Origin of the sequence: Methylohalobius crimeensis 10Ki (assembly GCF_000421465.1) — a bacterium.
Taxonomy (GTDB): Bacteria; Pseudomonadota; Gammaproteobacteria; order Methylococcales; family Methylothermaceae; genus Methylohalobius; species Methylohalobius crimeensis.
Genome location: NZ_ATXB01000001.1, coordinates 2,593,562 through 2,607,781 on the forward strand (window position 1 = coordinate 2,593,562; position 14,220 = coordinate 2,607,781).

A 14,220-nucleotide genomic window follows, 5' to 3' on the forward strand; every position below is an offset into this window, starting at 1 on the left:
GAGCATGGCGGCTGCAAGTTTGGAAAACTTCGGTTTCATAGTTTCAGTCTCCTTTTTCTCCGGTTTACAAGTTTGTTCAATCCGAATCTCCGGCCCGTCCCTGCCATTTACTCGCCCTCCCTTGGCAGGACCGAGCGGTGGGCCGCGACCATATCCTCTGCAGAAAAGCTTAAGGGTTTTGTCTCCGGGCCGCAAGCACGAAATCTCAATCTCCCCCGCACCCCGAATCACCCGCTGGACAGGCATCCCCACGGCCCTCCTGCAAATCGCTTGGCGAAGCTACTTCTGTCAGAGTCCAATGCTAGTAGACCTTCAATTTAATATTGCCTAATGTTAATGTGCTTTCTCAATGTTATCCAGCAACATGCTGAGAAGGCGTATGAAGAAGAAATACATTGTCCGCCTGACGGCGGAGGAGCGCCAGAGCTTGGAAGCTTTGGTGCGCAAAGGCAAAACGGCAGCCTATCGACGCACCCACGCGCAAATACTGCTGTGGGCCGATGAGGGCGATCAAGGCCCGGGCCTGCTGGACAGCGAAGTGGCTGAGACTGTCGGGGTCAACGCACGCACGGTGTCGCGGTTGCGTCAACGCTGTGTAGAGGAAGGCCTCGATGCGGCCTTGGAGCGCAAGCGGCGTATGCGGGAAAAGCGGCGCGTCCTCGACGGTGATGGCGAGGCGCAGTTGGTGGCGCTGATGTGCAGTGAGCCGCCACCGGGGCAATCGCGCTGGACGTTGCATCTGTTGAGCGATCGACTGGTTGAGTTGGGTGTTGTGGAGTCGATTTCGCACGAATCGGTAAGACGCGTTTTAAAAAAACGCCTTTAAACCGTGGCGGAAAGCGATGTGGTGTATTCCGCCCAAACAGAATGCCGCGTTTGTGTGCGCGATGGAGCGCGTCCTGGAGGTTTACAAGCGCCCCTTCGATCCGGACTATCCGGTGGTGTGCATGGACGAAACCAGCGTGCAATGTGTGAGGGAAGTGCGACCTCGCGTGCCGGGCAAGCCCGGGCAAATCGAGCGCTACGATGTGGAGTACGAGCGCAACGGTGTCGCCCACCTGATTCAGTTTTATGCCCCGTTTAGGGGGTGGAGACGGATAGAGGTCGCAGACAATCATGCGGCGCCGCAATGGGCAGAGGGGGTTCGGGCGTTGGTGGAGAAAGACTTTCCGGATGCCCGGCGTATTACCCTGGTCATGGATAACTTAAGCACACATACGGGAGCTTCTTTGTATAAAGCATTTGAGCCACAGGTCGCACGCGCTCTGCTGGATAAACTGGAATTTGTGTATACACCAAAGCATGGCAGTTGGTTGAATATGGCGGAATGCGAATTCAGCGTGTTGTCGCGACAATGTCTTGATCGGCGGCTACCGGATAGGGAAACCGTGCGCAGAGAGGTCGAAGCCTGGGCGGCGGCACGCAACCAAGCTGCGGTGACCGTCGATTGGCGGTTTACGACTGAGGATGCCCGGATAAAGCTGAAACAGCTCTACCCGACAATATAAAATTGAAAGAGCACTAGCACACTTCAGCCAAAACACAACAAAAAAACAACAAGTCGTCGGCACCTCCCTCATGTCACCCAGCCTGAATCGTTATTCAGGCAGTATTAAAGCAGTTGCATGGTTACAACAACGTGACCGGCGTCACTGATTGGGCACGTGCCACCACTGTCCGTCCTCCAGAATCCAGCGTTCGTACACCGGGCTCGTGGACTCCATCGGGGTTCCCACCCGCGGCACCACCAATCGGCTGCTGACCTGCACGGTCACCTTGCACACCTCGGGACGCTCGCAAACCACCTTGTCCACCTTCGCTCCCTGCCAGATTCCAACGCCGAGAATCCCGCGCTGATACCGTTCGAAGGATTTCGCCTGGCGGTAGCCGGGAGAAAGGTATTCGTAGGCGGTTTTCAAGTCCCCCTCGACGAGACTGTCCCAGCGCGCCTGGGCTCTTTGGGCCACCCGCTCTTCCTCGGATTTGCTTCCGAATCCGGCGCATCCCTGAAACAGAACGAGCGCCATCAAAAGACATGAGGTCTTCCTGATCATCATATCGGTTATCTTTTCTCCAAACCTGAAACCAATATACAATCGAGCAAAACACCGATCGCTGTCAAGTGGCTCGCTACGTGTGAACCCACCCCCGAAGCGCCTCATGCCGTCGTTAATGAAAATATAGCACACCCTTCGGAGAACCATGATTCCTTTTCGTTCAACCCACCTTCCTTTCCGTTATTTTGGGGCCATTGTCCCGCCCGCGCTGGGTTCCATCTATCTGATACGCCAAGCGGATACCTTGCCCGACAACGATTACTGGGAATATTTAACCTCGGTACTGACTCCGAACGGCCTCTCCCACTCCGCCTCCGACTGGTTTTCCCACGGCACCGAGCATTGGGTCCTGCTGCCCAAGCTCATCTACGCCGCCAATCTGCTTTTGACCCATGGCGACAATCAGGGACTGGGGGCGTTCGCCTTCGCATTCGCTTTGGTGGAACTCCTGCTGCTTCTGCGATTGGCGGCGCCGGTTTTCACCCGACCCGCCCTGCGCTGGACGGGTCCATTCATCTGCGCCGCCCTGGTCTTCACCCCGCGGGCCGCCCACAATTGGATGATGCCCATGAGCGGGGTCGCGTGGTTCGGCGCCAACCTGGCCACCATCGTTGCGATTTACTTCCTCTGTCGAAATAGATTTTATCCAGCCGTGGCGGCCGGATTGGCCGGTTTGACGGTCTATAGCACCGCCTTGGCGGTTTGGCCGGCGCTGGTGGCGGGGGCGTTTTTGCTAGGGTATAAATGGCAGCGCATCGGCGGACTGATCCTGCTGACCGGGCTGATCTACGCCGGATTTCTGGCCGGCTTTCACACCCCGGCGGAGCATCCCCCCATCGCCCGGGACGGTTTTCTCATCGGCCGCTATGGGTTGATTTTCATCGGCGGCCTGGCTGCCGATCGAACCGGGGCGGCGTTGGCAATAGGATTGGTCGGCCTCATCGCAAGTATTTTGCTTTATGGGCATTTTTCCCGGCGGCGCGCCCTCTGGCCCCTTTGCGCGCCCTGGGTCATGCTTCAGGTGTACGCCCTGGGCAATGCCGGCATGGCGGCCCTGGCCCGAGCCGGGTTCGGGCTGGAGCAAGCGCTCTCCTCCCGCTACGCCAGCCTGCCGGCGCTGTTCTGGCTGGGGCTGTTCATACTCGCCCTGATCGCACTTCAGCACCGTCACCGGCATCCCGAAGCAAGCCGGAGTGAAATTGCCTCCGCCGGCCCGGTGATCGGTTGCGCCTTGGGGCTGATCGCCTGCACGGTTTACGCCAGCCTACCTCTGATCTCCCATTTCATCGCACGCAATAAAAACAAACCCCTGGCCATGATTTCCCTCTATACCGGCGCCTATGATCTACCCCTGCTGGCCGACACCGTCACTCCCTTGTTGGCCCAACCGCAATTGGCGGGCCTGATGAAAAGGGAGCTCCCCTTGCTCAAGCGCTTCCGACACGTTCCCTTCGACGATACTTTTGCCACCTGCCCGCCCATGGGGGCCGTATTGCCACCGGCTCCGATAAATGATGCGAAGGTGCGGGGATTCATCGATCAGGCCGACGGGGTCGCGCCGCTGGTCTACCGAGTCCGAGGCTGGGCGAATGCCGACGAAGACCCCATCCGCTGCATCGTCCTGGTCAACCGGGACCGAATCGTCCGTGGCATTGCCGTGCCGGGCCTGGAACCGCGCCCCGATGTGGTCCGCCATCTCGGCGTGACCGATCCGAACAGCGGATGGATTGGCTACGCCCGGTGCCAACCGGGGGATCTGAGCTTGACGGCCCAAGTGCCGACCGCCACCGGATGGCGGCGGCTGAACGGATCGATTGCGTTGGCATCGACGGGGGGAGCCCCTTAGCGTCTGTTTCAAAACTCGTGTGAGAGTCAGGGTAATCGCGAATGCCATTCCCCTTCTCCCCCTTGGGGAGGAGTGTCGCAAAAGCCCCCGCTGGAAAGGTGTCGCAAATGCCCCCTCTCCCGCTGGCGGGAGAGGGATGGGGTGAGGGTGGTTTAAATCAAAATGCTTTTAATTTCAATTAGATCCACCCTCATCCTAACCTTCTCCCGCCAGCGGGAGAAGGGACCTAAACAGATGTTGCGACGTCCTCGCTGGGGGGAAGGGGACGCTTCTTGAGTCATTTCCGGACGGAGAGGAAATGAAGGGGACGTCATGCCTCATAGGCTTGTACGGTATATCGAGTTTTGAAACAGACTGTTAGAATAAATTCATGAAAAACAACACGAACCCGTATCGAATCAGCTTCGTCGTACCGGTCCGGGACGAGCAGGAAACCCTTCGGCCTTTATCTTCGGGTATCGCCCAGGTGATGGCGACGCTCGGGGAGGCGGATTTCGAACTGATCTTCGTCGACGACGGCAGCCGCGACGCCTCCTGGCTAGCCATGCGGGAACTGGCCGCCGACTATCCCACGCGTGTCCGCGCCATCCGCCTCAGGCGCAACTTCGGCAAGGCCTTTGCCCTAGCCACCGGGTTTCGGCACAGCCGCGGCGCCCTCGTCTTCACCATGGACGCCGATCTCCAGGACGACCCGACCGAAATTCCCAAATTTCTGGCCCAATTGGACGCCGGCTGCGATGTGGTCTCCGGTTGGAAAATGAACCGCCAGGACCCCCTCTCCAAGACCTTGCCTTCCAAGCTGTTCAACTGGGTGACGGCCAAGCTGACCGGCATTCCGCTGCACGATTTCAATTGCGGCTTCAAGGCTTACCGGCGCGAGGTGCTGGAGAGTATCCGCCTGTACGGCGAATTGCACCGCTATTTGCCGGTATTGGCGCACGATCTGGGTTTCCGCATCGGCGAAGTGCCGATTCACCACCACCCGCGCCGCCAGGGACGATCCAAATATGGCTGGGAACGTTATAGCCGGGGCTCGCTGGATCTTTTGACGGTCCTGACCACCACCCGATACCGGCACCGGCCCGGACATTTATTCGGCGGCGTCGGCTTGCTGGCCGGTTTGCTAGGGGGCGCCATTCTTGCGTATCTGGCAACGCTCTGGTTCGCCGGCGTCCGGCCGGTGGGCACCCGGCCCCTGTTTTTCGTCGGGATTCTGCTGGTGATCCTATCCATTCAATTGATATCGGTGGGACTTTTGGCGGAACTGACCACCCATCACGCCGACCGGGGGCCGCCCGCCGCGGCGATCATGGAACAAATCGGCGGCGAACAGGCATGAACCGCAAAACGCCTTTGATCGAAAACGGTGTCGTGGTGGGCACCGGTTCGGACAAATACGAAACCAAAAACCCGTTGGCGCGCCGATTGCTGGCGCAATTCGACCAGTCGGTGGGTCAACTGGCGGCGCAGGTCGATCCGCGGCATATCGTGGAAGTCGGCTGCGGCGAGGGACACGTGACCGAAGTGTTGCTGAAATATACCGAGGCGACCATCCGCGCCACCGATCTTTCCCCCACCATCATCGACATCGCGCGCCGGCGAGTGACTTCCGAGCGGGTGACATTCACCGCCCGAGACATCTACGATTTGCAGCCGCCCCCCGATGCCGGCGAGCCGGGAACGGAATTGGCGGTCTGTTGCGAGGTGCTCGAGCACCTGCCGGATCCGGCCAGGGGGCTCGAGCAACTGGCCCGGCTCGCTCACCCTTATGTCGTACTGAGCGTTCCCCGAGAACCCCTGTGGCGCGTCCTGAACTTTCTTCGCGGCGCCCATTGGCAAGCTTGGGGCAACAGTCCGGGGCACATCCAGCACTGGTCCCAATCCCGTTTTCTGGCGTTCGTCCGGACCGAATTCGACATCCTGGCCGTCCGCGCCCCCCTGCCCTGGACGGTCGTTCTGGGCCGCTCCCGCCGCGCATGAACCGCAAATCCCTGATCACCGCCCTGGGCGGCGCGCTGGCCCTGGCCACCCTTTATTACGCGGGTTTGCGCCTGAAAGCCGAATGGCGCATGCTGCAAGATTGGCATCCCGATTTTCGGATTTGGGCGGTACTGGCCGCGGCCGCGCTGGGCTACGCCCTCGCCTGTCTGCTGCTGGTCTCCGGATGGCGCCGATTGCTGGCGGGGCTGGGAGCCGAAAATCCGGCCTGGACGCCGGTCTGCCGCATCTATGCCCGCAGCCAGCTGGGCAAATATTTGCCCGGCAACATTTTCCATCTGCTCGGACGGCAGGCGCTCGGCCACCGTTACGGAATCGGTCAGAAAGTGCTGGCCGCCTCTACTTTCTACGAACTGACCGGCCTCGGCGTCGCCGCCGCGACCCTCGCCCTGCCCACCCTTTCCTGGGTCGGCCTTCACTTGGCGGCTTTTCATCTGCCGCCGGCTTGGCTCGGCATAGGACTCACGGGATTGGGCTTGGTGATGTCGGCGGGACTCGCCCGCCGGCTCAGGCATACCCGGTGGCATTGGATTCTCAATCGAGGGGTGACGGTGGCATGGCTGTGGGCTTATTTGAACTATCTGATTTTCTTCCTGCTGGCCGGGGGATTGCTGGTCGTCGTGACGCTGACCCTGACGCCCCGGACGCCGGACAGTCTTGCCGTGGGCTTGCTGCCGGGGCTTTTCGCCGCCGGCTGGCTGGCAGGCTTCGTCACCCCCGGCGCGCCTTCCGGGATCGGTATCCGCGAAGGCATCCTGATCCTGGGTTTGGAACACATGGCGCCAGGCGCGCCGGGGGCATTGATCGCCCTGCTCCTCAGGGGCGCGACCGTCCTCGGCGACGGACTGTTCTTCCTGCTCTTCGGCAACCCCTGGACATTCATTAAAGAAAGACATTGACTTGCTTATGGATTACCACGACCTGCGCGACTTTATCCGCCAACTGGAACGACGGGAACAACTCAAGCGGATTTCCCCGGAAGTCGATCCTCATTTGGAAATCACCGAAATCTGCGACCGCACCCTCAAGGCCGAAGGGCCGGCGCTGCTGTTCGAGCGCCCCAAAGGCTCGGAGATTCCTCTGCTGGGTAATCTATTCGGCACGCCGGAGCGGGTCGCCTTGGGGATGGGGGCCGAATCGGTGGAAGCGCTGCGCGAGGTGGGCAAGCTTTTGGCTTTCCTGAAGGAGCCGGACCCGCCCAAGGGCATGCGCGACGCGTGGGAGAAATGGCCGGTGTTCAAGAAAGTGCTGAGCATGGCGCCGAAAGTGCTCAAACACGCTCCTTGCCAGGAAGTCATTCTAGAAGGCTCGGAGGTGGACCTGGGCCGCTACCCCATTCAGACCTGCTGGCCCGACGATGTCGGCCCTTTGATCACCTGGCCCTTGGTCATCACCAAGGGGCCGCACAAGGAACGGCAAAATCTGGGCATCTACCGGATGCAGGTGCTGGAACGGAATAAAACCATCATGCGCTGGCTCGCCCACCGCGGCGGCGCCCTGGATTTCCGGGAGTGGCAACAAAGCCGGCCGGGCGAGCCCTTTCCGGTGGCGGTGGCCCTGGGCGCGGACCCGGCGACGATTTTGGCGGCGGTCACCCCCGTCCCCGACACTTTGTCGGAATACGCCTTCGCGGGACTGCTTCGAGGCGGCAAGACGGAAGTGACCCGGGCGCGCCTGAGCGACCTGCAAGTGCCCGCCAGCGCCGAGATCGTCCTGGAGGGTTTCATTTATCCGGAAGAAACCGCCCCCGAGGGCCCCTTCGGCGACCACACCGGCTACTACAACGAGGTGGAGAAATTTCCGGTCTTCACCGTCGAATCCATCACCCAACGCCAAAGCCCCATCTACCACAGTACCTATACCGGCCGCCCGCCGGACGAACCGGCGGTATTGGGAGTGGCGCTCAACGAGGTGTTCGTGCCGATTCTGCAAAAGCAGTTCCCGGAAATCACCGATTTCTATCTGCCCCCGGAAGGCTGTTCCTATCGCCTGGCGATCATCGGCATGAAAAAGCAGTACCCCGGTCACGCCAAGCGGGTGATGTTGGGGCTGTGGTCCTTCCTGCGCCAGTTCATGTATACCAAGTTCGTGATCGTCACCGACGACGACATCGACATCCGCAATTGGAAGGACGTGATCTGGGCCATGACCACGCGCATGGACCCGGCCCGCGACATGACCACGATCGAACACACCCCGATCGATTATCTCGATTTCGCCTCGCCGGTGGCGGGTCTGGGGTCGAAAATCGGCTTCGACGCCACCCACAAATGGCCGGGGGAAACCAACCGCGAATGGGGCCGGCCCATCGTCATGGACGCGGCGGTCAGGCGGCGGGTGGACGAAATTTGGGAGGATCTTAAAATTTTTTGATGATCGATGGGGGCGCCCCATCGTTTGTAGGGCGACCGGATATGTAGGGGCGACCGGCCGGTCGCCCCTACGGGCCCGGATTTTCCGGATCGTCAGGCCAATTCATTGGATTGACAGCAATATATTGCCGGATTCGGTTCAAGGATTCCTCGTCGCGAATGATATGTTCGTAATAATTTCGCTGCCACAATACCGCACCAGGTGTTTGGCGCAAGACATTGATACGTTTGGTGGCGACGGATTTGAATCCGGCCACAACCGCACTGATGGACCGTGATTGCTGTCCCTTAGGGGAGCCCCTCCGGCGAATGGTAGGGGCGACCGGCCGGTCGCCCCTACAGCAACGTTGCGATAATGACGCCCCATCGCTGATCACCACAACCCCGTGGATATGGTTGGGCATGATCACCCATTCATCCAATTCGATTTCATCGCGAATTTCGGCGGTTTTCATCCATTCTTCGGCAACGATTTGCCCCGCCTCATTCAGCCGCATTTCCCCATCCACAATATCCCCGAATAGGCATTCTCGATTTCGGGTACAAATCGTCACGAAATAAGACCCGGCCCGGGAATAATCATATCCCGGCAAACGAATGGTGCGGCGATGGTGGAGGTCGGGATCGTATGCCATTCAAATACCGGAACCGACCGGGTATGTAGGGGCGACCGGCCGGTCGCCCCTACCCCTCGGGATGGGCCTGGACTTCTTCGATTACCGCCTGCGAGGCCAGCATCATGCCGCGCCGGTAACATTCACAGGCGTCTTTCCAGGCATTTTTTTCCTCCAGTAGATCTCCCAGCAAGCGGTAGGCTTCGACCGAAGGCTGGATTTTCAGGCTGCGGTGGAGATATGTCTCGGCTTGCTCGGATTGGCCGGTACGCCAAGCGAGTTTACCGAGCACCTGAAGCAGGACCGGATCATCCGGATGCCGTTTCAGCCACTGCTCGGCTTGCTGCAGCTGCGCGGCGACATCGGACAACTCGAGACCGCCGTATAGGATCAACAGCGGTGCCTCCCAATGTTTTTCCAGCGCTGCGCGCAACGGAGCTTCGATGCGCTCGCCGGCGCCGCATTCGATCATGGCGGCGAAATAGATGGCCTGGAGATCGGGTAATTGCCGCATATGCTCGGGCAGTTCCTGCCAGTGCGCCTGCAGCGTCTCGGCGTCCCCGGCCGCGGACCGCTCCCTCAGCATCGCGCTGTAGGTTTCCAGTTCCAGCAAGTGGACTTCCGCTTCCAGGAGCACTTTGTTTTCATGGAGACGAGGCAACAGCTTGTGCAGCGCTTCCCAGTCCTCCAGCTTGGCGTAGGCCTCGTGCAGCAGACGCAGCACCCGCGCGTTGCGGGGAGCGACTTTCTCCAACTGGGTGAGGGATTCGAGCGCCTGGTCGAAATTTTCATCGGCCAGGTGCAATTCGGCCTCGGTCAAGCGAACCGCCAATTGAGCATCCGGTTCCGCCTCGTAGGCCTGCTTCAGATAGGTGTCGCGCTCGGACTTGGCGCCGCGGTGGTGGGCGAATCGAGCGGCGGTCAAATAATGGGCCAAGGACTGGCTACTGACGGCGGCGTTCTCGATCAGTGTCTTTTCGGCCCGCTCCCAATTGCCCTCGGCGGCCTCGCGCATGCCTTCCACCAAACGGCGAAAGGCGGCTTCCCGCTGCCGGGCCTCTTTCTTCTGCTTTTGCTGAAGGGGAAAATTGACCGCCAAGCTGATCAAGCGCAAGGCGGCATAAAACAGAATAAATCCGATGACCACGATCAACGCCAAGGTGAGCGTGGTCAGTTCGATCTCCCACCGCCCCCAGCCGATCAAGGTGTAACCGGCGTCGCGCAACAGTTTCAAACCGGGCAGCAGGGCGGCGGCGCCCGCCGCGAGCACCAAAATGACGGTCCAGAGGATAAGCTGCTTTTTCCACGCCTGCATAAATCCCCCTTACGGCTGCGCCGGCTTTGGTGGTTGCGATCGGGGTGCCTGCTCGGGTTGGGGCGATTCCTCTCGCGGCGGCTTCGATCCATTCCCGGCGGACTTATCGGATGCCGCCTCGGACGGCGTCAGCCGATCCATCTCCAAGCGCAGTTGGGGAAGCCGGCGCAGCAACTGCAGCGCCCGCCCGACTTCGGGAACTTTCACCGCCACCGGACGTGCTTTCAGTTCCTCCAAATCGGTCATAAATTCCTGCACCGATTCGGTTTCGGGATCGAAATGCTCTTGGACCCACCTCTTGGCCCCTTCCAGGCTGCTTCGGAAAAGCTCGGATTCCCCCCGCACCGCGGCCAAGCGCGCGGTTTCCAGCTTCAGAATCAAGGCATGGCGGATCGCTTCCACTTCCTCCGGGGTCAAGATCGCCTCCACCGACTGGTCGGTCTCGCGGCGGCGGATGGTGAGCACTTCCTGCCATTTCTCGAGCAAACCGCCTTCCTCGCCGTCGCCTTCCTGCTTGGGAGCGACTTTCCCCATGTGGGGCAGGCGGAGAGACAAGGCTGAAATTCGGTCTTCCAGGGCCATGATCTGTGCCGAGACACCCACGACATCCGGCGTTTGGACCTTTTTCAACGCGCCGATCTCGCGGGCAAGCGCCTCGCGCACCCGATACAAGGCGGGATCGTCGGCAAGCCGCAGCAACTCGTCGGCGGCCTGCATCGCCTTCAGCGCCGATTCCACATCCCCCACCAGGCGAAGTTTCTGGCTGGCGACGTTGAGCAGGTATTCGGCATCGGCGATCATCACATCGCTGCGCGTCTGGCCGATCTGGCGCTGGAGGGCGCCGATATGGGACTGCAGCTTGGCGTGGCTCATCTCCAATTGCTTTTCCAGGGCGGCCAAATTTTTATCGAACGCCTCGGCCTGATCGTCCAGCATATTCTGCCAGCGTTGCCGCTGAGTCGATTCCTTGCCTTCCAGCTGGGTCACCTGGGAATGGAGCGTCGCCACCTCCTTTTGCAGGGCGGTTATCTGCTGGGTCAGATTGAGCACCCTTTCGGTTTCCTTGCCCACTTCGCCGCCCAATCCCTTCTGCTCGGTCCGCAGCATCTGGAAGACGTAGTAGCCCGCGCCCCCCAAGCTCGCCAGCAGAATCAGCAGAACCACCGCAATCCAGATACCGAGACGCGACAGGCCCTCGTCCTCAAACTCGTCTTCGTGGTGCAAATCCGCCATGGTATGTTTCCTATTCTCCCGTCACTTCAAACCGAAGCGCGCCCTCAAGGTTTCCAGGACCACTTCATCCAGCGCCGAAGGGGCCTCGATCACATCCGCAAAACCGGCTTGCAGCGCCGCCTCGGCCGACCTCGGACTGACCACGACCACCGGTAAGGCGCGAAGCCCATCGATCCACTCGCCCGCGGCCACCAATAAATTGGCCAAGCCTTCGCCGCTGCTGACCAGGACCACATCGAGCTCGCTTCGAGCCAGCAATGACCGTAGCCGCGCGATGGTGTCCGAATGCGGAGGGTTTCGCCGATACAGTTCCCGATATTCCACCCGGGCCCCTCGCTCGGTCAAGGTCCGTCCCAAATCGGGCCGCCCGCCCACGCCCCGCACGATCAAAATGCGTTGCCCCGCCACTTGCTCGAAGGGTGGCTCCGCGAGCAGGGCTTCGGAAGTATAGGGCGGCGGCGCCTCGCACGCCACCGCCAATCCCCCTTCCCTCAACGCCGCGGCGGTAGCCTTCCCCACCGCCGCCAAGCGAGGGGGATGCGCCGCCCGCGCCAACCCCGCCTCGAGGGCGAACCGAACCGCGTTCGCGCTGACGACAATCAACCAGTCGAAACCTCGCCACCAATCGGGCGGGGGCGGATCGACGGGATCGATCTCCAACATCGGACAAGGATAGGCGCTGCCGCCAAGGGACTCGATCGCCCGGCACAATGCCCGTCCTTGCTTCCGCGGCCGGGTCACCAGGATTCGCAACCCGGCAAGCGCCTCGGCATCAGGCATAAACCGCCTTCAAGATTCGTCCCGCCCCTTGGGCGATCAAGGTTTCCCCCACGGCGGTCCCCAGGGCTTCGGCCTCCTCGACCGCCCCTTCAATCTCGGCGGCGATCAGCTCCGACCCATCCGGCATGCCCACTCGCCCGCGCAGATGGATGCGTTTTCCATGCAACTGGGCATACCCGGCGATGGGCACCTGACAACCGCCTTCCAAACGGGCATTCAACGACCGTTCGGCGGCCAGGCATGCGGCCGTATCCGGATGGTGCAGCGGCGCGATCAAGGCATTGAGCTCGGCGTCGTCGCGGCGGCATTCGATGCCCAACGCCCCCTGACCGATGGCGGGCAGGCTCAAATCCGAATCCAAGTATTGGGTGACCCGATCCGCCCAGCCCAGCCGTTTCAGCCCCACCGCCGCCAGGATGATGGCGTCGAACTGGCCGGCTTCCAATTTGCCCAGCCGGGTGCCCACATTCCCCCGCAGGGTAGAAACCCGCCACCCCGGATAACGATGCTTCACTTGACACTGGCGACGCAGGCTGGAGGTGCCGATGCGGGCCTCTTCCGGGAGACTGGCGAGATCGGGATAATTGACGCTGACCAAGGCGTCGCGGGGATCGTCCCGCTCGAGGATGGCGCCGATATGAAATCCCGACGGAAGCGCCACCGGGACATCCTTCATGGAATGGACGGCGATGTCGGCCTCGCCCGCCATCATTCCCTCTTCCAATTCCTTGATGAACAAACCCTTGCCGCCCACTTTGGCCAACGGCGTGTCCAAAATCTTGTCTCCGCGAGTCACCATCCGCACCAAGGACACTTCCAGCCCAGGATGGGCCTCGCGCAGGCGCTGCGCCACGTATTCGGCCTGCCACAAGGCGAGGGGACTTTTTCGGGTTGCAATTCGGATCGTACGCGCCACTCCAATACACCAGCCAATTGATCAATTTCGGCATTGTAGCAAATTCAGCGCGAGTTGTTTGAATGCCACATTCAGGGGGAATATGGGAAGCGGAAACCCGATACGCGGGTCGAGACCGAACCTTGCCTCGGCAGGCATCTCAGAGTGTATAGGACACTTTCTCGGGACACCCCCTTAATTCGCGAAACTAGTCGGCATTCCGCGCATTCGCTACCCGCGAAGCAAACGGGACACGCCGCGCATTTCCCGGCTTCAACCCACGGTTTCTGCACGAATCAGGCGTATTTCCCTCCCTCGGTAATCAAATCCCACACCGCCGGATTGACTTTTCTTATCATGGGCAACACCCGATCCACCTCCGCCAAACACGGCCGCCTGACTCCGTGGTAGTCCGCGTCCGGGCCGATGGGCGCAAAGCGAATCCCGAACAATCGCAGCAGCCGCAGCAGCGCGGGCTCCATCACCGCATACCAATGAGAGATATCGCGGTCGCGCGTCATGCGCACGATGGCGGCGAACAAGCCCACGGTCATATGCGGCAAGATGCGGCGCTCATCGGCCTCGAAATAAACCGCCGGCTGGGGCCCGATGCCGGCGAGGGTGCCGGCCTCCCCGGGACGTTTCTTGAACTCCTTGGAAACCGCGAGCCGGGAAATCTCCGCCAAATGCGGGCGAATTTTCCGATCGGTCATCGGCTTCTCCAGCCTACAGTGTGATTCAATAGGATAAGTCTCCAAGACATCGCCGGCATCCGGCAGCACCAGCCGCACGGTGGCGGCATAGAGCCCGGTGCGGCGATGACGAACAAGATAGTGATCCGAGCGCCGGTCGTAAATATCCTTCTCCAGGAAAATCTTCCGGCCGCTATCGTTGAAAACCTCGCAATCTTCCTTGCGCTCGAACCCCGTCTCCACGCAATAGACCTGAAATCTCAACTTGTAAACCTCGCGCTTGAGCGCTTCACTCGTCGCGGGAACGAGTTCGAAGTACTGATAAAACTTGGTGCGCAATTCGAGCTCGCCTGCGGAAGCGGATGTTTTGATCCGACTTCGCTCCATGCCCGTCATTTCGGCTGCCTCCGGAATTTTG

At 60.7% G+C, this 14,220-nt stretch carries 13 protein-coding genes; 6 read left to right on the top strand and 7 right to left on the bottom strand.

The window, feature by feature from the left end; translation table 11 throughout:
* Positions 1–379: 379 nt before the first annotated feature.
* Positions 380–1,508, top strand: a protein-coding gene (locus H035_RS21435; RefSeq protein WP_152486022.1) for an IS630 family transposase whose coding sequence is annotated in 2 segments (ribosomal slippage) — positions 380–813 and positions 812–1,508 — 1,131 coding nt in all. Because the reading frame shifts where the segments join, the coding sequence is not laid out codon by codon here.
* A 141-nt stretch (positions 1,509–1,649) separates the two neighbouring features.
* On the opposite strand, the gene H035_RS0112725 is transcribed toward H035_RS21435, so the two are convergent.
* Positions 1,650–2,057 carry a hypothetical protein gene (locus H035_RS0112725; protein WP_022949354.1) on the bottom strand — a complete coding sequence of 136 codons (408 nt, stop codon included), beginning with the start codon at positions 2,055–2,057 and terminating at the stop codon, positions 1,650–1,652.
* 145 nt (positions 2,058–2,202) lie between these two features.
* Here H035_RS0112725 and H035_RS0112730 point away from each other — a divergent pair, with 145 nt between their 5' ends.
* From H035_RS0112730 to ubiD, 5 genes are all read left to right on the top strand, one after another.
* Complete coding sequence (locus H035_RS0112730) at positions 2,203–3,903, top strand: hypothetical protein (protein ID WP_022949355.1); 1,701 nt, start codon at positions 2,203–2,205, stop codon at positions 3,901–3,903.
* A gap of 370 nt (positions 3,904–4,273) precedes the next feature.
* Positions 4,274–5,242, top strand: coding sequence for a glycosyltransferase family 2 protein (locus H035_RS0112735; RefSeq protein ID WP_022949356.1), 969 nt, complete (start codon positions 4,274–4,276; stop codon positions 5,240–5,242).
* The gene (locus H035_RS0112740; protein WP_022949357.1) at positions 5,239–5,883 is read left to right on the top strand and encodes a class I SAM-dependent methyltransferase; all 645 of its coding nucleotides are present in this window, start codon (positions 5,239–5,241) and stop codon (positions 5,881–5,883) included. The genes H035_RS0112735 and H035_RS0112740 overlap by 4 nt, the downstream gene beginning before the upstream one ends.
* Positions 5,880–6,800, top strand: a complete 921-nt coding sequence (locus H035_RS0112745; protein WP_022949358.1) for a lysylphosphatidylglycerol synthase domain-containing protein — start codon at positions 5,880–5,882, stop codon at positions 6,798–6,800. The genes H035_RS0112740 and H035_RS0112745 overlap by 4 nt, the downstream gene beginning before the upstream one ends.
* A gap of 7 nt (positions 6,801–6,807) precedes the next feature.
* Entirely contained in the window at positions 6,808–8,274 is a 1,467-nt protein-coding gene (gene ubiD, locus H035_RS0112750) for a 4-hydroxy-3-polyprenylbenzoate decarboxylase (protein WP_026596591.1), read from the top strand.
* A gap of 67 nt (positions 8,275–8,341) precedes the next feature.
* Here ubiD and H035_RS0112755 read toward each other — a convergent pair whose 3' ends face one another.
* The 6 genes from H035_RS0112755 to H035_RS0112780 form a co-directional block, all read right to left on the bottom strand.
* Positions 8,342–8,908, bottom strand: a complete 567-nt coding sequence (locus H035_RS0112755) for a transposase (RefSeq protein WP_022949359.1) — start codon at positions 8,906–8,908, stop codon at positions 8,342–8,344.
* A 49-nt stretch (positions 8,909–8,957) separates the two neighbouring features.
* Positions 8,958–10,202: a heme biosynthesis HemY N-terminal domain-containing protein gene (locus H035_RS0112760; protein ID WP_022949360.1), complete on the bottom strand. Its 1,245-nt coding sequence runs from the start codon at positions 10,200–10,202 to the stop codon at positions 8,958–8,960.
* A gap of 9 nt (positions 10,203–10,211) precedes the next feature.
* Positions 10,212–11,435, bottom strand: a complete 1,224-nt coding sequence (locus H035_RS0112765) for a uroporphyrinogen-III C-methyltransferase (RefSeq protein WP_022949361.1) — start codon at positions 11,433–11,435, stop codon at positions 10,212–10,214.
* Between the two features lie 21 nt (positions 11,436–11,456).
* On the bottom strand, positions 11,457–12,215 hold the full coding sequence (locus H035_RS0112770; protein WP_022949362.1) for a uroporphyrinogen-III synthase: 759 nt from the start codon (positions 12,213–12,215) through the stop codon (positions 11,457–11,459).
* Positions 12,208–13,131 (bottom strand): hydroxymethylbilane synthase, encoded by a 924-nt coding sequence (gene hemC, locus H035_RS0112775; RefSeq protein ID WP_040574417.1) that lies wholly within the window; start codon positions 13,129–13,131, stop codon positions 12,208–12,210. Before hemC ends, H035_RS0112770 begins: the two co-directional genes overlap by 8 nt.
* A gap of 275 nt (positions 13,132–13,406) precedes the next feature.
* Entirely contained in the window at positions 13,407–14,198 is a 792-nt protein-coding gene (locus H035_RS0112780) for a PEP-CTERM/exosortase system-associated acyltransferase (protein ID WP_022949364.1), read from the bottom strand.
* Positions 14,199–14,220 lie beyond the last annotated feature (22 nt).